Below are 18,250 nucleotides of genomic sequence, written 5' to 3' on the forward strand. Positions count from 1 at the left end.
CGCTCCGGCTGATCACGGTCAAAGTGAGGCTAGCGCGTTCGCACACGGAAGCATTGACTACGGTTGTTTCTACCGCAGGGTGCAACCCAACTCAAAATATGGAGCCATTAGCCCCGCCGTCTACCTGAATGTTCGTTCCATGAATGTAGCCCGCCTGCTGCGAAGCAAGGAATGCCACCGTTCCCGCGAACTCCTCTAACGTACCCAGCCGCTTCATCGGAGACAGCTTTGCGCGCTCTGACATATCGAAGGTCTCCGCGAACGCCTCAGTGCGGATCGCCGCAGGACTGACAGAATTTACGGTCACCCCGCTTGGCGCGATCTCATTCGCAAGCTGTTTAAGACCGCCCATGAGCCCCGCACGAAAAACCGTGGAAAGCGCATGAAGGGGAAGAGGCTGTTTGACCGTAGCTGATGTGATCGCAATGATGCGTCCCCAGCCCTTGTCGATAAGTTGTGGGGCGATTTCCTGGAGCACCATGCAGGCTCCTAGCAGTTGCGTCCGGTAAGCGATGTCCCACCTTTCTGGCTCGGTCTCGGCGAGAAACTCGCGTAAAGGATGCGGGGGACGAGCTGTATTCAGAATAAGGATATCGGGACCATCCTTCGCGCGCAGTTCAAGTGCCAGACGCTTGATGTCGTCACTGCTCGTCATGTCGCCGGCAAACGTATCAACTTCGACGGGGAAGCGCTTTTGCAAGTCGGCCTTAGCCGATGCCAGTTGATCACTGCTACGCGCGAACAACATCAGGTTTACGCCTTCTTTCGCCAACGCTTCACAAACCGCGAAGCCCAACCCCTTACTTGCGCCAGTAACAAGTGCGCGCTTTCGCGAAATTCCAAGGTCCATGCTTGCTCCTCCGTCATTTCTGTTGACTATCACATCGTATCGATCGGGCCGATTGCTAAACATTATCTCACATTGCGGAACTTTTCAATATTTCGGTGGCCGATACGACAGAGTGCGCTTCTGGCCGGCCCGGTCGAGCACCCGGCGACACGATGCATTTGGCTGCGTAGGCTAGCTGCAACGCCCTCCCCGCCGGCGCCGATCCGGGACTTACAGCGTTGAACCCGCGGCCCGGGTGCGAAGCCGCCAGTGCACAAGACCGACAGCGCAGCCCGAAATGCACGGCGTTGCGAATCGGCAACATAGAGAAAAGTACTAAATGGCGAGATTTATTGTTGCCATCGGCCGGAGAGCGGATTACCCTAGTTTCGGTCGGCTCTGCTTGCCGTTGTCCGTTCAGTCGGACCAGCGACATCCATGAAGAATTGGAGGGCCGGTTACTACGCCGTTACCGAAGTATCAGTGAAAAACACATCGAGGCATCCGCGCGGTGCCCAACGGAGGAGACATTGAAGATGACAAGGAATATTGCAGACACGAACGTACTTGCTGACGGCAATTCCTATACCTCCGATGATGCTTTATCGGCAGGCAGGCGAGCCGCTTTTTTGACAGTTATCGGAAACGGGCTCGAGTTCTTCGACTTCGCGAGCTACGCATTTTTTGCGACGATCATTTCCCGAAAGTTTTTTGCGCATGGCGACGCAGCTACGGCTCTTATTCAAACGTTCGCCGTGTATGGCGTCGGGCTCTTGGCACGGCCCCTCGGAGCCATTGTTTTTGGTCGTATTGGCGATCTGAAGGGTCGAAAGTTCGCACTATTGGTCTCGATGCCCCTCATGGGCGTCAGCACGCTGATACTCGGTCTTCTTCCCACTTATGAAACGATCGGGCTAACCGCTACGATCTTGCTGATTGTATGCCGCCTTGTACAAGGCTTTACTGCGGGCGGGGAGATGGGGAATGCAATTACTTTTCTGATTGAGTGGTCGCCACCTAACAAACGCGCTTTGTATAGCGGCTTGTCGCACGCAAGCGCTACGACCGGAACACTGCTCGGGTCGCTCATGGTTGCTATTTTGGCGGGTACCTTGGGCTCAGCGGCGCTTGAAAGTTGGGGTTGGCGTATCCCATTCCTTTTTGGCGGGCTGGTTATTGCACCGGTTGCTCTGTGGTTGCGTTCGAAGGCCGATGAAACTCCGCTGTTTCTCGAAGTCCAAGCCGCCAAAGGTGAAGGCACTAAGCTCAGTGCATCGGACCGTGCAATGACCTGGAAGCTCGGCATCAAGACAGTGGGGGTGACGGCTGTATGGGTAGCAAACTTCTACGTCTTTTTGGTATACGTACCGACTTATCTGATAGTTCATGGCAAGGTGGACCGGTCGGCTTCCCTCTGGATCACATCTGCCGGTCTGCTTACCGAGATTATTTTCATCTTCATTGCTGCGATAATTGCGGATGTGGTCGGTCGAAAGCCGCTCTACATCGTCGCCACGTTATGCGTAATGATTCTTTCGTATCCTTTGTTCTTGCTTTTTCAGAACAGCTCGTCTTTGGGCCTGATCTTTCTCGCCATTCTCTTTTGCGGAGTCTTGGCCGGGATCTTCGCAGGCATCGGACCGGCGATTATGGGAGAGATGTTTCCGACCCGTCTGCGTACCACGGGCGTTTCGATTGGTTTTGGCGTATCAGCGGCCGTTTTTGGCGGCTTTGCGTCTCTGATTTCAGAAGCGCTCATCAAGCTTACAGGCTCGGATATAGCACCCAGTATGTTCGCAATTGCCTCGGCGCTTATCTCTCTTCCGTTTTTGCTGTCGCTTAAAGAAACCGCTCATACTCCCCTAGAGTGACGAGCCCGCCGGCCAAGGGTTGCGATAGCCCGAAAAATGAAGGGCTGTCGCGATCGGACGACCCTTGGATGGTCCGTGCTGTAGGACTCAACGGAAGCAGTGCTAACCACGAGGAACGGCCCCGGCAAATCATTGGATTCCTGCGACCAAGTAGGTCGCGAGCCAGGACGTGTCCCCCCAGCTGACGTCACGAGTCAAAAACTAAAGGAGAGATTGCCGAATGACCTTTGATCATGGCCGACCGCTTATAGGCCGTTGTGCCCTTATCACGGGGTCGACAGCCGGCATCGGACTGCAGACCGCTGAAACGCTCGCGGGGATGGGAGCAGACATCATGCTGAACGGTTTTGGAAACCCCGAAGCAATCGCAAGCTTGCGGAATCGCTTGTCGGAGCGATATGGCGTCAGGGTGGCCCATAGCGACGCGGACGTTTCTCGACCGGACGCTGTTCGGGAACTCGTGGAGGCGGCTCGAGAGCACGGACGCGATAGTCTAGATATTCTGATTAACAACGCAGGCTACGCCTACGCCGACTCGGCGATAGAGGCTTTCGACGCAGATGTATGGAACAAGCAGTTAGCTCTTAATTTGAGCGGCCCGTTCCATACGATACGCTGTGCTCTCCCTATCATGCGCGCACGTGGGTGGGGACGCATAGTCAACGTGGCGTCGGTGCTTGGGCTCGTTGCAGTTCCAAACAGGGCGGGATACGTGGCTACCAAGCATGCGCTGATCGGATTGACAAAGACCGTGGCTCTCGAGACGGCCGGTACTCTCATCACCTGCAACGCAGTCTGTCCGGGCCTGGTCAGCACTGAGCGGGTACTCGATGGACATCGTCGGCAAGCCAGCGAAAGTGGAGTGTCAATCGAAACCGTGCAGGAAACAGCAATGGCAACACGACAACCGTCGGCCAATTACATCACAAGTGCTGACGTCGCTTCTGTAATTGGATTTCTCTGCGGTCCCTCAGCCCAGGAAGTGCGTGGAGCTGCATGGACAATTGACGGGGGATGGTCAGCCCGCTAGAGAAACGACTTGTTTGATCACAGACTTGAATGAACATCTGATTTAGGAACTAAAGAGGAGGCAGACCCTATTATGCGTGGCATCGTCTTTCAAGGTGACCGTAAAGTTGCGCTCGTTGAAGTCCCGGACCCGACACCGGGCCCGGGAGAGGTCGTCATCGAGATGAAGGCTTCGGGAATGTGTGGAAGTGACCTTCACCTCTACCGCCGGCCGGCCAACACGGTCGCCGGTCAGTTGATTGGGGGACATGAGCCTTGCGGGGTGGTCGTCGCAGTTGGGCCAGGGGTGATAAGTCCTCATGCACGCATCGGTGCCAGGGTGATGGTGCATCACTACTACGGTTGTTCTGGCTGCGAAGACTGTCGCGCGGGGTGGCCGCAAATGTGTCGAGCTGTCCCGGTCAAGGTGTATGGAATCGACTCGGACGGGGGCCATGCACCGTATATGAAGGTCCCGGCAGGCACCTTGGTGCCGCTTGATGAACGTCTCAGCTTTGCTGCAGGGGCCGCTATTTCCTGCGGCACCGGAACTGCTTGGGGCGCGTTTGAAAGAATGGGTGTGACCGGGCGGGACACGATCGCTATCTTCGGCCAAGGACCCGTTGGACTTTCCGCCACGCTTCTCGCCAAGGCGCAAGGAGCGCGCGTCATCGGTCTGGACATCGATGAGAGCCGACGAGCTACTGCAAAGGCTTTCGGCGCGGATCACGTACTTGACCCACGTCAGCTAAACGTTACGGAAGCTATCAAAGAACTGACGGGCGGAAGAGGCGCAACGATGGCGCTGGAGACTGCAGGTGCGGCGGCGGCTGGGCGGGACGCCCTCGGTTGCGTACGGCCGTGGGGAACTGTGTGCCTCGTCGGCATTGGTGCAGAAGTCACTTTCTCGCTTGCGAATCTCCTTCGCACACAACTGCGCATTTTAACGTCATGGACCATGTCCATCCAGGCCCAGAAGGCGTGCGCGGACTTTGTCCTGGAACGGGGCCTCGATCTGGATGCGCTTTTTACGGACCGGTGGAGACTGGATCAGGCTGAAGAGGCTTATCGGAAATTTGATTTGCAGAGTGGTGGCAAGGGCGTCTTCTTGATGTAGTCGCAAGCGCGGAGCATTTACGCCCACCAGGCCGTCAAAAAACCGATACCTAGCGACAATTCTATTTAATTTCGGAGAATCCATGAACTCACAAGCTTCGCTTGCTCCTCTCAGCGACGCGACGAAAAAATTCCTATCTCGCGAAAAGCATGGACTTTGGATTGGCGGCGAAGCGGTCTCCGCCGTCTCTGAAAAGGTTTTCGACACGCGAACCCCATCCACCGGTGAAGTACTTGGTCGTTTGGCCGAGGGAGGCGAGGCGGACATTGACCGTGCGGTCCGTTGCGCGCGAGCGGCTTTTGAGGGACCTTGGAGCCAGTGGAGCCCGTATGAGAGGCAGGTGCTTCTCTATCGGGTCCACGACCTTATGGAGAAGAATTTCGATGAACTAGCAGAAATCGAGTCGATGGACATGGGCGCGCCAATCTCCCGCACACGTGCCTCCAAAGCCACGATGCTGAAGTTCATCCTCTTTTTCGCATCACAGACAGCAACGATTGCGGGAGAGACGTTGCAGAACGGGCTGCCGGGTGAAGTTGTCACAATGTCGCTTAAGGCTCCTGTTGGCGTTGTGGGAGGGATCGTCCCTTGGAACGGTCCACTCGTCAGTCAGTGGTGGTTGTTGGGTGCCGTGATGGCCACTGGATGCACCATCGTGCTCAAACCGGCCGAGGATGCATCTTTGAGCATGCTGCGCGTAGTTGAACTGCTCAAGGAGGCCGGACTTCCTGCGGGTGTGGTGAACGTAGTCACGGGAATGGGCGGAGTCGCGGGGGAAGCCTTGGCCCGGCATCCAGGAGTGGATCGCATCGCGTTCACCGGCTCCACGGTGACAGGTCGAAAGATCATTGAAGCGTCGGCTGTTAACATCAAGAAACTACAACTGGAACTCGGTGGAAAATCGCCGGATATCATCTTCGCCGACGCGGATCTGGACAAGGCGGTCCCTGGTGCATCGATGGGGGTCTTCGCCAATTCGGGGCAAATTTGCTACGCCGGAACCCGGGTTTTCGTACAACGCCCGATCGTAAAGGAATTCTGCGCGCGCGTTGCAGAGTTCGCGCGCTCTGTCAGAGTGGGACATAGCTTGGACGTCGACGCACAACTCGGACCCCTGATTTCCGAGCGGCAACTGGAACGCGTGATGTCTTACATCGACCTTGGGTCTCGTGAAGGTGCCAAACTGATATGCGGCGGTGAGCGCCTTGGTGATTCACTGGCGAAGGGATATTTCGTTTCTCCAACAGTATTTTCTGACGTCGACAACGGAATGAGGATCGCGCAGGAAGAGATCTTTGGTCCCGTCCTTTCGGTGATCCCTTTCGACACAGCCGAGCAGGCTATCGCACTTGGGAACCAGACAGAATACGGTTTGGGAGGTGCGGTGTGGACCCGGGACCTTTCGACCGCACTCAGGGTCGTCAAGGGAATTCATACGGGTATGATGTGGGTGAATTGCTACGGAGTAACGGATCCGCTTGTCGGTTTCGGTGGGACCAAGCATAGCGGTTACGGCGCGAAGGGTGGTCGTGCGCACCTCGACACCTATCTCTATACCAAGACGGTTTATATCAATACTTGATGTGACTGCCGCAAACTGCATGAGTCGCGCGGCGCGAGGGACCACTTAACGCGGCGACGCAAGCAGAGGATGGCCGACGACGGAAGCCAACCGCATGAAAACGGGGACTCGCAGGTTGACTACAACGTGCGCCCATCCTAGATGACGGCGCTGGGTCGTCCCTGCGCCACGCGTATTATCGAGCGCAGGTCGCAGACCATGTGCTCAAGGTCGATCCTTCGTTGGACCTCCAGCGATTTGCGGGAAGAGAATCACAACAGCCCCCATTGGGGGGGGGCCCGCTTAGTCGTATGCGACCTATCCCTTGGCCCCCGAGGTTGAGCGGGACACTTAAGCGGATGCAGCGAGGGCAATGGAAGGTTGACCCCGTCTTTTTAGTGAAAGTATATCTAATATCCTAGATTATGGATTGTTGTCGATCGAGATACGCCACGCTGGAGAGAGCCGGATAGCCATTCCGACCCGGCATTCACATTCTGTCCCGATAGTCACCGAGGAACTCGTTCGTGCCCAAGATTCAAGAGATATATCCGCTGCCCGAGGCGGCTCTGATTGATCCATTCGCCTTTCTGGATCCGACCGTCGCCGACCGCTGCTGCGCATCAGCTCGGATGGCTGATGTTCTTGGCCAGGCGCGCGAGGGGGATGAGAAAAGAGAGACGAGACAGGGCCATAACGATGGTGTGCTCGCCCTGCTCAGCCAATACGCGAAGGGGTCTGTATCGCCGGTCGAGGTAGTCGACCGGTTGCAGGGCAGAATTCGAACGAGCGCGAATGCCGAGGCAATCCTGCGGTTCGCGCGAGATTTTGATGTGGCTGCCGCAGAGAGTTCAAAACGCTGGCGGAACGGGACCGCGCGTCCGTTGGAAGGGGTGCCGTTTGGGGTCAAGGATATTATCGATGTCGCGGATACCATAATAACGTGCGGTTCCTTTTTCACGGGAGACCGTATCGCCTCCCGTGACGCATTGGTCGTGAGCCGTTTGCGTGAGGCGGGTGCGATACCTTTTGCAATCACCGCCACGTCGGAATTTGCGCTCGGCTCGCCACACAACCTCCGATACGGCCCGGTCAGAAATCCGCGCGACGCAGCGCGTTGGACCGGCGGATCCTCCACAGGTTCGGGGGCTGCGGTCGCTGCGGGCCTTGTCCCATTGGCGCTTGGCACCGACACAGGCGGATCGATACGGGTGCCCGCCTGCTGGTGTGGAATCAGCGGGTTCAAGCCGACCCGCGATCTAGTGTCGCGCGACGGCATAGCTCCCTTGTCCTGGACGCTCGATCATTGCGGCCCGATGGCAAGAGAGGTCGCGGACATAGCTGCGACATTGTCCTTCATGACGGCAACATACGATCGGGACTTGGACAAAGCTTGCCAGGACGCGCTTCGAAACCATGACATCCGTGGCTTGCGAATTGGCGTTCCGGTCAACTGGTTCATCGAGAAGGTTGACGACCAGGTCCTCTCGAACTGGCAGGCTGAGCTTTCGACCTTGGCGAGGCTGGGGGCGAACGTCGTCGAACTGCCGTATCTCGACATCGCGCCGCTGTACAAATCGGGGTGGACGATCATGATGGCGGAGCTGGCAACACTTCACGCGGCCCGCCAAGACAATCCGGACCATGTGGATGCAGTACTTTCGGATCGCTTGCAGGCAGGGCTGAAGATAACCGCTGTGGACTATGCGAAGGCCCTGCAAGCCCGCGTGGCGGCACAACGCATCCTCCTAGACGCGATGAGCAACGTTGATCTCGTCTGCACGCCAGGAGTGGGGAGCGAGGCCGGCTTCCTCGAGACGATGACGGCCGAGGTGAACGGCGAGACTCTGGATATCTATGAGGTAATCCCGCGCAACACGAATATCTTCAACCTCACGGGATTTCCGGCTCTCATGCTGCCGGCGGGCTTGGGGAGGTCAGGCATGCCCACCGGCATCCAAATTGTCGGGCGTCCAAACGCGGACGCGCTTTGCTTGCAGGCGGGCATGGCATTGCAGGCCGCCATCGTTTGATCACAAACAACGGTGAAAATTGAAATGCGGAGCAGGCCCGTCCTAAAAATTCGCACCGACGTCATCCACCCGAGTTCCGCCGATGGGTACGGTGATCGTTAGTTGTGCTATCGATGTGCACTGTGGCGCCGGATCAGATAGGTGGCACCTATGCTCCTCGCTCATGCCGCCATCCGGTAGGTAGACGCCGAACATGACCCGTTACGATGAATTGCTACGGAGTAACGGATCCGCTCGTCGGTTTCGGTGGGACCAAGCATAGCGGTTACGGCGCGAAGCGTGGTTGTGCACACCTGGACACCTATCTCTATACGAAGACGGTTTACGTCAATACTTGATGTAACTGCCGGAAACTGCAGGGTCGCGCGGCGCGAGGGCCCACTTAACGCGGCGTCGCAAGCAGAGGATGGCCGACGACGGAAGCCAACGGCACGAAAACGGGGACATCGAATCGTCGTCGCAACCAATCGCCAGCTAGTAACAATGGCACTGGCGTTTCTTAACGCAGTTCGGGTACCGATGCGAGCCGGGCACGAAGTTCTGGGGTGCGGGCATTAGGCGCAAGTTAAAAAACGGCCCGCTGGATGGCCAGGCAACTATGCCCTGTTTGTTAAGCGTAATGATTCAATCAGGACCTGCATCGCTCGTGTCGTTTGCCGCTGATTTGAGTAATAAAGGTGATAACCGGGAACCTTACGCCACCAGGTTTTAAGCGCGGGAATCAATCTGCCGGCAGTGAGGTGTGGTTGGACCAAATCCTCGGGTACATAGGCTAAACCGAAGCCTGAGAGCGCGGCGTTCAGTATTTGATAGATACCATTGAACACCAGTCGACCACTTACCTTGGCGTTGATTTCTCGATGACCATTTCTGAGTTCCCACGCATAGAGATTCCCTCTGGTGGCTAGCCGAAGATTGATGCATTCGTGATTCAGAAGGTCCTCCGGCTTTGTCGGCATGGGACGCGACGCGAAATACGAAGGCGCCCCTACGATGGCAAATCTAAGATCGGGACCAATGCGAACGGCCGATGTGTCTTGAGTTAATTCGTCTCCCAAGCGCACGCCGAAATCGTATCGACCTTGCACAATGTCGGTCAGCATATAGTCAACGCTTAGCTCGACATGAATCTGCGGATACGTCGGCAAAATTTCGGAAAGTTTCGGCCATAGCAATGTGTCGATTGCGTGATCCGTGGCTGTGACCCGAATCGTCCCCGCGGGTACGTCACGCAATTCAGCGACCGATTCTAGCTCAGATTCGATGCTTTCAAATCTTGGGATAACTACACGTAGCAGCCTTTCACCGGCCTCTGTAACGGAGACGCTACGTGTGGTCCGCGTGAGCAACCGCACTCCAATCCGCGCCTCCAGTTTGCGAATCGTATGGCTGAGCATGGATTGCGACATGCCCAGCTTGGCGGCAGCACGTGTGAAGCTGCGCTCGCGGGCGACTGAGATTAGCGCAAGAAGCTCGCTGTAGTTTTCCCGAGGCATTTATCGATCGGGGTGCATGATGAGGGAGTGAGTCTAGCATGGATGCGGTGGCCATATATCAAGGTTCGTTCTTGAGCGACGTATGTACTTATGAATCTCATTCATAGTGGCATACAAAGAAGGCCGCTTTACTCTACTGGCATGGTCGGCTTCTAATCGAAGGCATTGTATGATTTCAGAGCAGGGATGGCTTCTACCACGATGAGGTGAACAGGTCCTACCTAATGTACTGCTGCGTGACGACGCCGTTCGTTCCCTCGCATGTTGTGGGCATGGCGAGACACGACTATTGCATCGGTAGACTACTCGTGCTTTTTCAACTGCCGCGTCGATGATCTTATCCAGGAGTCGAAAGATGAAAATTGGGATTTTGGGTTCTGGCCGCATGGGTGGCAATCTTGGCACAATGTTCGCCCGAGTGGGCCACCAGGTGACATTCAGCTATTCTCGCAGTGAGCAAAAACTTGTCCAACTGGTTCGTGATGCCGGTGACTCCGCGTGCTCAGGCAATCCGCGCGATGCAGTGCAGGACGCGGACCTCGTACTACTCGCCGTACACTGGCTGAATATCGATGAAGTGCTATCTTCGGCTGGCAGTCTGGCGGGAAAGACGGTTATTAGCTGCTGCAATCCGCTAAATGCTGAAGACACTCAACTAACTATCGGTCACACGTGTTCGGGAGCTGAGGTCCTTTCGCAAAAGATACCTGATGCGCACGTGGTCGCTGCTTTTCAGACTGTCCCTAGCGAGGTGTTAATGCCTGTCTTCGAACGCAGGAGCGAGTCACTACGACCAAGCCTTATTTTTTGCGGAAACGATTCGAACAGCAAGTCGGTCGCTTCAGATCTGATTGTGCAGGTCGGATTCGATCCTGTTGATGCAGGTCCGTTGCAGATCGCCCGCTATATCGAGCCTTTCGGTATGTTGGCGGGGGTTTTGGCCTACGAGACGGACGAAGGCCCAGCATGGGCCTACCGAATTGGCCGTTTCGATCGACTTTTTTGCCAACCGAAGTGACGCTGCAAATTCACAACCGGGACTGAAGTCGTGTTTGCTGCATACACCGGATCGCAGACGTGCCGCGTAGCTACCCTGGATGCCGCTTCGTCTCTGATCCACGGGCCGGTGCCATTCTTTTGACAGCATCGTGGCCTGCCAGTCTTGCGAGCACTGCAGCGATCACAAGAATCCCCGCACTCGTACCGAACGTTGCTTTATAGCCCACGAGGTCGAACAATACCCCACCCATCGTTGCGCCTAGTGTGATTGCAAGTTGAATAATCGCCACCATCAGCCCGCCACCAGCTTCAGCGTCTTGGGGCAAAGTCCTTGCCAGCCAGGTCCACCACCCCACAGGCGCGGCCGTGGCGATCAAGCCCCAAGCGACCAAGACGACAGCGGTGGCGCCTGCGGAGCTCCCGATAAAAATCAGCGCTAGTGCGATTAGAGCCATCAGTGCAGGGATGATGACCAGCGTTCGATAGAGACGTTCTTTCGGGAACGTTCCGATAAACGTTGTTCCTACGAACCCGGCCACTCCCATAAGCAGCAGCATAAGCGAAAGGGCCGAGACGCTCAGATCGGTTACTGCTTCAAGGAAGGGCCTCAGATACGTGAAGAGGGAGAATTGCCCCATGAAGAACATGCTGACAGCGATCATTCCCAGTGCGACAGGACGGCGGTTCATCAAGCGAAAAACATTTCCAATACGTTGACCGCCTGCGGTTTTCATTGACGGAAAACTAATGAGCTTCCAGGCGAGGGCGACGGCAGCAATCGGAACGACACAAAAAAACGTCCAGCGCCAGCCAATGAGGGCGCCGAGGAAGCTTCCGAGAGGCGCGGCAATCACGGTTGCAAGCGCGTTTCCTCCGTTGAGGATTGCTAAGGCGCGGGGAACCTGGTGACTCGGCACAAGCCGCATGGCCGTCGCTGCCGACATCGACCAGAAGCCACCAATCGCAACGCCAATAAGCGCGCGTCCAATCATGAATGTTTCATAATTTGGGGAGAACGCCACGACCGTTCCCGATACGATCATCAGAAGCGTCAGCGAAAGCAGAAGTACTTTCCGGTCGAGGCGTCCTGCCAGCGAAGAGATGAAGAGGCTCGTAAATAATGCAAACGCCCCTGAAACGGAGATCGCTTGCCCCGCTTGCCCTTCGCTGATGTCGAGATCGGTGGCGATGGGAGTCAGCAGGCTGACTGGCATGAATTCAGACGCGACTAGGGCGAACGCACCAAGTGACATTGCCAGCACGGCACCCCATGCCGGCGTGCCGTTGAACAATTCAGGATGACACGGACAAACTTCAGACTTGGTCATACGTCACAAACAAGGTAGTGTTTTTTCGATGGTCCGGAAGGCCGAACTCGAGAAAAGTAAGTCGGGCTGCTCGAAATCGCGTGCAGATGGGCCGGGTAGTGTCTGATTAAGTCGGACGGGCGCCGTTAGGTAGGATTGCCGGAGACCCGCCGACGAGTTCGTGTTCTAGACAAGCAGAGTTGAATTGTCGATCACGAAGCGGTACTTGACGTCGCCCTTCAGCATCCGCTCGTAGGCGGTGTTGATTTCAGCAGCATTGATAATCTCAACATCGGCGACGATGTTATGTCTTGCGCAGAAATCAAGCATCTCCTGAGTTTCTGGAATTCCGCCAATCATTGAGCCTGCCACCGATCGTCGCTTCATGATCAGATTAAAAATCTCTGGAGAAGGATGCGGGGTGGCCGGGGCGCCTACCAGCGTCAACGTACCGTCTCTCTTTAGAAGCGTCAGGTAGTCGTCGAGACTGTGCGGTGCCGCTACCGTATTAAGAATCAGGTCAAAGCTCTTCAAGTGAGCTGCCATCTCATCGGGATTGCGTGAGACTACGACTTCGTCTGCACCCAAGGCTTTCGCGTCTTCGCACTTCGACTCAGACGTGGTGAATGCCACCACGTGTGCGCCCATCGCGTGGGCGATCTTGATACCCATGTGCCCTAAGCCACCGATACCGACGATGCCGACCTTCTTTCCCGGCCCGGCCTCCCAGTGACGCAGCGGTGAGTACGTTGTGATCCCGGCGCAAAGCAATGGCGCGACCGCCGCTAACTGTTCTTCCGGGTGGCGGATTCGGAGCACGTACCGTTCATGAACGACGATTCGCTCAGAATATCCGCCAAGTGTCCAGCCAGGTTCGTCGGAGGTCGGGAAGTTGTAGGTTCCGACAAGGCCATCACAGTAATTCTCGAGTCCGGTATCGCATTCGTCACAGTGTTTACAGCTATCAACGATGCAACCGACGCCGACAAGGTCGCCAACCTTCAGTCCCGACACGTGTTCGCCAATAGCTGATACGCGCCCGACGATTTCGTGACCCGGTACACAGGGAAACTGCGTCCCCGCCCATTCTGCTCGGACCTGGTGAAGGTCTGAATGACAGATGCCGCAAAACGCGATTTCAATCTGGACGTCATGAGCGCCTGGCACACGTCGCCTGATCTCAAGCGGTTGCAGTGGCTCGTCCCCAGCGTAAGCGCCATATGCTTTAACAGCCATGAATCTTCTCCTCTAACAACACGGTACGTTTCAAAGACCATTGCCGATAATGTAAGCTTCCTCGCTCCATCTGATAAGACGCATAAGCCGAATGAGGCTATGTGCAGGATTGATAAATCGAGATTGCGGCCTGGAGCAGCGATTACATCGCTCGGTGCGGACAACGGTCGATTGAGGTGCGTCGTTCGCTGTGTTCGCGAGCATTTATCCGCCGTGGCAGCACTAGCGGCGCCCGCGTTGTTCTCGGGCGCATGACCAGCGGCTATCCGAACCGCGAGCCACTCTTGGTCCGGGTTCAAGCTTGGTTGCGCCGGATCAACGCATCTGCAGGACGACGACGTTGCTGCTTGCTGAAGTGGTCCGTCGTCGAAGGTCTCTCACCTCATCTGACGCCACTGCGCCGCCCCTGTTGCCCCAGGACGTCCGCACAAAGGTGAGGACATCGGCAATCTCTTGATCCGAGAGTTGATTCCGGAAAGGCGGCATGCGGTAGGCGTCTGGGACGCCATTCGCAACGGCTCGTCCCGATCCGTTCAAGACCACGTTAATGCTAGACGCTTTTTCTTTGGCCATAGACGACGCGCTCCCAGCAAGTCCCGGAATCCATTCACCCTGACCGCGGCCGTCTTGGCCGTGACAGGCACTGCATTTAGCGATGAACGTCTGCGCACCCGGCTTTTTAAGCCATACTCCAACGGTCAGGGCGTCCTTCATCGTCGGGTCGTATGACCATGGCGATCCGTCCCGCCCGGAATCCCCAGGAAGTGATTTAAGATAATGTGCAATGGCCTTAAGGTCTCCATCTGTCATGAACTGAGTAGAGTTATTGAAAGCTTCAGTCATTGAGCCGAATACCACCGCATGAGGGTTCCGCCCAAGCTTCAGAAATCTGTAAATGTCCTCTTCGCTCCACCGGCCAAGCCCCGTGTTGACGTCGCCTCTGAGGCTCGGGGCATACCAGCCGTCGAGAAGCGCGCCCGACAGATAAAGAGGATCGCCGTCGTCCAAGGCCTTTTCGTTCATCGGGAAGCCACGCGGCGTATGACAACTCCCGCAGTGACCAGCTCCCTGGACCAGATAGGCGCCACGATTCCAGAGATTCTGGTCCGCGTCTGCATGCGTCTTCGGTCGATATGCACCGAACTCCGTAAAAGCGGCGGTCCAGAGTGCTAGTGGCCAACGCATGCTCAATGGCCAAGGTATCTCCGTCGCCCTGTTCTTTTGCCTAACGGGAGTGACCTCCTGCGTGAAATAGGCATAAAGCCCGCGCATATCGTCGTCGCTGAGCTTCGCATACGATGGGTAAGGCATCGCCGGATAAAGTCGATGTCCATCCCGTGCCACACCATGTCGAACGGCCCTGTCAAAGTCTGCCAGGCTGTATTCGCCGATGCCAGTTTCCTTGTCGGGCGTGATGTTCGTAGCGAAAATGGATCCCATTGGCGTTGCCATTTCCAGGCCGCCGGCGAACGGCGCGCTGCGTGGCGTGCTGTGGCATGCGACACAATCGCTAAGTCTGGCGACGTACTCGCCGTGTCGAATGAGCGCGGACGCTGGTGTTTGAATGCTTCTAACGCCATCGAAGGCGGAGGCGGGAGTCAGAGTCACGAATCGCGCTACACCGGCCGCTACCATGAGGCAGCACACCAGCAGCGCGGCCAAAAGTTTCATTGACCGGCGTTTAGTCATTTGTTGTCACAAAAGTATCGGATGTGCGGCTAGGCTTGGTTTTTGAAGGAGTACCGGGAGAGCGGCATGCTTCGAACTCGCTGGCCTGTCAATCGGGAGACTGCGTTGGCGACGGCTGGCGCAACGGCTGGAACCGGTGGTTCGCCGATGCCTCCCATCTTTTCTCCGCTCTCAACAACGCGGACGTGTACACGTGCCATCCGCCGAGGTGGCAGGATGGGATACATGTCATAGTTTCTCGCGACCGGCATGCCGTTCTCGTATACAGCTTCTTCGACGAGAATTTGCGACAGTCCGAGCGCAACCCCGCCACTTACTTGCGCCTCGACGATGGCAGGATTAACGATATTCCCCGGGTCGATTGCTTGCCATATGTCGTGTACTACGACTTGGCCGTCCATGATAGAAACTTCTGCGATCGCGGCCGTCTGCGAACCGAACGGGGAAGCCATGGCAATGCCGCGTGCACGTCGCGTCCCATCTTTCGCTGTGAACGGACCACGTTGCCATCCGCCAGCAAGCTCGCTGACCGCGCGCAAAAGGTTGGTCAACCGGCGATTACCCTGCAAGAGTCTGAGTCGAAGATCGTAGGGATCTTGTCCGCCTTTGTCGGCCATCTCGTCGAGAAACGTCTCGTAAAAAAAGTCGTTATGGGAATTTCCAACGGAGCGCCAGTAGCCAAGCATGACGGGCGTCTTAACATACAGTTGAGCAATGCGCCGGTGCGGGATTGCGTAGGCCTTGCCAGTCAAGCCCTCCAGAGCAGTCGGGTCAAGCTTGGTATCTCGTTTGTTGTTGATACCCTCCGTAGGACCCTCGGTCGCGCTGACCGCTTCAAGGGCGACAGGCATGCCGTTCGCATCGAGCCCTGCACGAAACTGGACGACGGCCATGGGACGCAAGATGTCACGAAGAAACTCTTCTTCACGGCTCCAGATGACCTTGACAGGGCGGCCGGTTTCTTTCGCCAGCTGGACTGCTTGAGGATACGGGCTCGCAGTGTTGTAGATGAAGTGCCGCCCAAAGAAGCCGCCAAGAATTGGCGAATGGATGATGATTTTCTGCGGATCGAGTCCGGTTCGTTTAGCCATGTCCGCCAGAAAGAGGTCTGGCGCCTGGTTAGGCAGCCATACCTCGAGCGTACCGTCGGGATTGAACCGCGCCAGGGATGACGGCGGCTCCAGCTGCGCATGGTTGAGGTACTGACTATGGTAAGTCGCACTGACGGTCGCGTGCGCATGTTTCATCGCGCTCCCAACGTCGCCAGCGGTCTCTGCCGTATCACCTGAGCCCGATGCACTTGCAAGCTGTTCACGGAACGCGTTCGTCGAGAAATCGGCCGGCATATACCGGAGCGTTGAGTCTGGCCCCGGCTCGCGCCAATCAACCTGTAAGGCCTCCGCCGCGCGTTTTGCAACCCACCACCGTTCAGCAACGACTGCCACCGCGCCATCCAGTCGATGGACGGAATGGACGCCTTTCATTGCTTTGACCTGACTCTCGTTACGGAGCGAGCCGACCGTCAACCCGAGTCTAGGTGCGTGTTGCACGGATGCATGCAACATGCCGTCAACGTGAGTATCGATAGCGTAGATCGCTCTACCCGTTGATTTCTCGTGTACATCCAGGCGTTCGATGGGCTTGCCGATCCAGCGGAACTGAGTTGGGTCCTTCAGCTTTACGCTATCCGGGTCAGGAACCGGCAGGTTGATAGCTGACGAAGCCAATTGCCCGTAGCTGAGTGAGCGATTTGAACCGCTATGGACGACTCGCCCCGGCTGCGTAGTAAGTTGGCTGACGGGAACGTGCAATTGACGGGCGGCCGCTTGAAGGAGCATCCCGCGTGTCAGTGCGCCCAGCCGGCGCATCGTCTGATAGCTCGAGCGGACTGAGGAACTCCCGCCAGTGTACCGTCCGCCGCTATCCATGATCTGATAGTCCTTTCCAGGGGGCGCGTTTTCCACCACGAACGTTGCGGGATCCGCGTCAAGTTCCTCGCCGATGATTTGCGCCATGGCGGTGAAAATGCCTTGACCTCCTTCGATGAATGGGCTTTGGAAGCGGATCGTATTGTCGGGACGTATCTCCAGGAATGCCGCAACTCGCTTTATTGGTAGATTAGTAGCCGCCTGAGCGCGCGCCTCTCGGACGGGAAGACCAAAACCGAGAACGAGAGCGCCTCCCGCAATGCCTGCCGACGCCAGCAGAAAGCGCCGCCGCGATATATTGACCGGGGTCTCCGTGGTCGGGAACGTTTCGTCGCTCACGGGCTCGAATACCATTTTCGACATCAATTTTCTCCCCGTTCGTTGTCACCAGGATTACCCGACGCACTTGTTAGAGTTGCGGCACCAATGCCGAGAAGAACAGCAGCGGATGCAGCAACGCGCACGCCGTCTCCGAGGGGCGATATCGTTTCAATGGAGGCATGTGTTGGTGGTGCAGGAGCACTGACCTCGACGCCCGCCAGATCGCGGACCGCTGCACGGATCGCGTTATATGTTCCGCAACGACATAGGTTGAGCATGGCCCCCGCAATCTCTTCGTCGGTGGGGCGCGGTGTCTGCTTCAGGAGGGCAGTCGCGGCCATGACCTGGCCGGACTGGCAGTAGCCGCATTGCGGGACTTGATGCTTGACCCAAGCCGCGACGACACGTTTGCCGACGGTGTCGGCCTCGACCGCCTCGATCGTCGTTATCTTGCGGCCCGTCAGGCCGTCAATGGGCGTAACGCAAGAGCGCACCACCGCGCCATCGATCAATACAGAACAGGCTCCGCACTGAGCGAGGCCGCAACCATACTTCGTGCCTGTTAGTCTTAGTTCATCACGAAGCACCCATAGAAGTGGAGTGTCGCTATCTGCCTCGACATGGCAGGACGTATCGTTGATTTGAAGTTCCATGATTTTCGAAAACTAATTGCTTCGAGAGATTGACGCCGTAACTTGTCCGCAGAGTGTGCCGCTCGCGCGATCTGACTGCTTCGATAAGACTCATCAGCGGCGACACAAGACTTAGGTGCGCGCCATTCCTATATCCGGGATCGACGCATGATCCATGCGCACGAAACGTAACACGCCAGAACGCAACGACATCACTTCAGTT

Annotated in this window: 14 protein-coding genes; 7 read left to right on the forward strand and 7 right to left on the reverse strand. The window is 56.7% G+C overall.

Features of this window, described 5'->3' with window-relative positions; translation table 11 throughout:
- Positions 1 to 91: 91 nt before the first annotated feature.
- Positions 92 to 850, reverse strand: coding sequence for an SDR family oxidoreductase (locus ABIE53_RS27400; RefSeq protein WP_192699161.1), 759 nt, complete (start codon positions 848 to 850; stop codon positions 92 to 94).
- 515 nt (positions 851 to 1,365) lie between these two features.
- Between ABIE53_RS27400 and ABIE53_RS27405 the strand changes: the two genes are divergently transcribed.
- From ABIE53_RS27405 to ABIE53_RS27430, 6 genes are all read left to right on the forward strand, one after another.
- On the forward strand, positions 1,366 to 2,700 hold the full coding sequence (locus tag ABIE53_RS27405; protein ID WP_192699160.1) for an MFS transporter: 1,335 nt from the start codon (positions 1,366 to 1,368) through the stop codon (positions 2,698 to 2,700).
- Positions 2,701 to 2,920: 220 nt separating this feature from the next.
- A complete protein-coding gene (locus tag ABIE53_RS27410) occupies positions 2,921 to 3,730 on the forward strand; it encodes an SDR family NAD(P)-dependent oxidoreductase (RefSeq protein WP_192699159.1) in 810 nt (269 codons plus the stop codon).
- A 72-nt stretch (positions 3,731 to 3,802) separates the two neighbouring features.
- On the forward strand, positions 3,803 to 4,825 hold the full coding sequence (locus tag ABIE53_RS27415; protein ID WP_192699158.1) for a zinc-dependent alcohol dehydrogenase family protein: 1,023 nt from the start codon (positions 3,803 to 3,805) through the stop codon (positions 4,823 to 4,825).
- Between the two features lie 82 nt (positions 4,826 to 4,907).
- Positions 4,908 to 6,407: an aldehyde dehydrogenase family protein gene (locus ABIE53_RS27420; RefSeq protein WP_192699157.1), complete on the forward strand. Its 1,500-nt coding sequence runs from the start codon at positions 4,908 to 4,910 to the stop codon at positions 6,405 to 6,407.
- Positions 6,408 to 6,913: 506 nt separating this feature from the next.
- A complete protein-coding gene (locus ABIE53_RS27425) occupies positions 6,914 to 8,419 on the forward strand; it encodes an amidase (protein ID WP_192699156.1) in 1,506 nt (501 codons plus the stop codon).
- Between the two features lie 206 nt (positions 8,420 to 8,625).
- Positions 8,626 to 8,757 (forward strand): hypothetical protein, encoded by a 132-nt coding sequence (locus tag ABIE53_RS27430; protein ID WP_192699155.1) that lies wholly within the window; start codon positions 8,626 to 8,628, stop codon positions 8,755 to 8,757.
- A gap of 258 nt (positions 8,758 to 9,015) precedes the next feature.
- Here ABIE53_RS27430 and ABIE53_RS27435 read toward each other — a convergent pair whose 3' ends face one another.
- Positions 9,016 to 9,915, reverse strand: coding sequence for a LysR family transcriptional regulator (locus tag ABIE53_RS27435; protein ID WP_192699154.1), 900 nt, complete (start codon positions 9,913 to 9,915; stop codon positions 9,016 to 9,018).
- Positions 9,916 to 10,270: 355 nt separating this feature from the next.
- Between ABIE53_RS27435 and ABIE53_RS27440 the strand changes: the two genes are divergently transcribed.
- A complete protein-coding gene (locus tag ABIE53_RS27440) occupies positions 10,271 to 10,933 on the forward strand; it encodes an NADPH-dependent F420 reductase (RefSeq protein WP_192699153.1) in 663 nt (220 codons plus the stop codon).
- A 70-nt stretch (positions 10,934 to 11,003) separates the two neighbouring features.
- Here ABIE53_RS27440 and ABIE53_RS27445 read toward each other — a convergent pair whose 3' ends face one another.
- The 5 genes from ABIE53_RS27445 to ABIE53_RS27465 form a co-directional block, all read right to left on the reverse strand.
- Positions 11,004 to 12,242, reverse strand: coding sequence for an MFS transporter (locus tag ABIE53_RS27445; protein WP_192699152.1), 1,239 nt, complete (start codon positions 12,240 to 12,242; stop codon positions 11,004 to 11,006).
- 165 nt (positions 12,243 to 12,407) lie between these two features.
- A complete protein-coding gene (locus tag ABIE53_RS27450; protein WP_192699151.1) occupies positions 12,408 to 13,457 on the reverse strand; it encodes an NAD(P)-dependent alcohol dehydrogenase in 1,050 nt (349 codons plus the stop codon).
- Positions 13,458 to 13,772: 315 nt separating this feature from the next.
- Complete coding sequence (locus ABIE53_RS27455) at positions 13,773 to 15,128, reverse strand: c-type cytochrome (RefSeq protein WP_376916405.1); 1,356 nt, start codon at positions 15,126 to 15,128, stop codon at positions 13,773 to 13,775.
- 47 nt (positions 15,129 to 15,175) lie between these two features.
- Entirely contained in the window at positions 15,176 to 17,437 is a 2,262-nt protein-coding gene (locus ABIE53_RS27460; RefSeq protein ID WP_192699149.1) for a xanthine dehydrogenase family protein molybdopterin-binding subunit, read from the reverse strand.
- Entirely contained in the window at positions 17,437 to 18,048 is a 612-nt protein-coding gene (locus tag ABIE53_RS27465) for a (2Fe-2S)-binding protein (protein WP_192699148.1), read from the reverse strand. Before ABIE53_RS27465 ends, ABIE53_RS27460 begins: the two co-directional genes overlap by 1 nt.
- Positions 18,049 to 18,250: the final 202 nt, after the last annotated feature.

Source organism: Paraburkholderia sp. OAS925 (assembly GCF_040543975.1).
Lineage (GTDB): Bacteria > Pseudomonadota > Gammaproteobacteria > Burkholderiales > Burkholderiaceae > Paraburkholderia > Paraburkholderia graminis.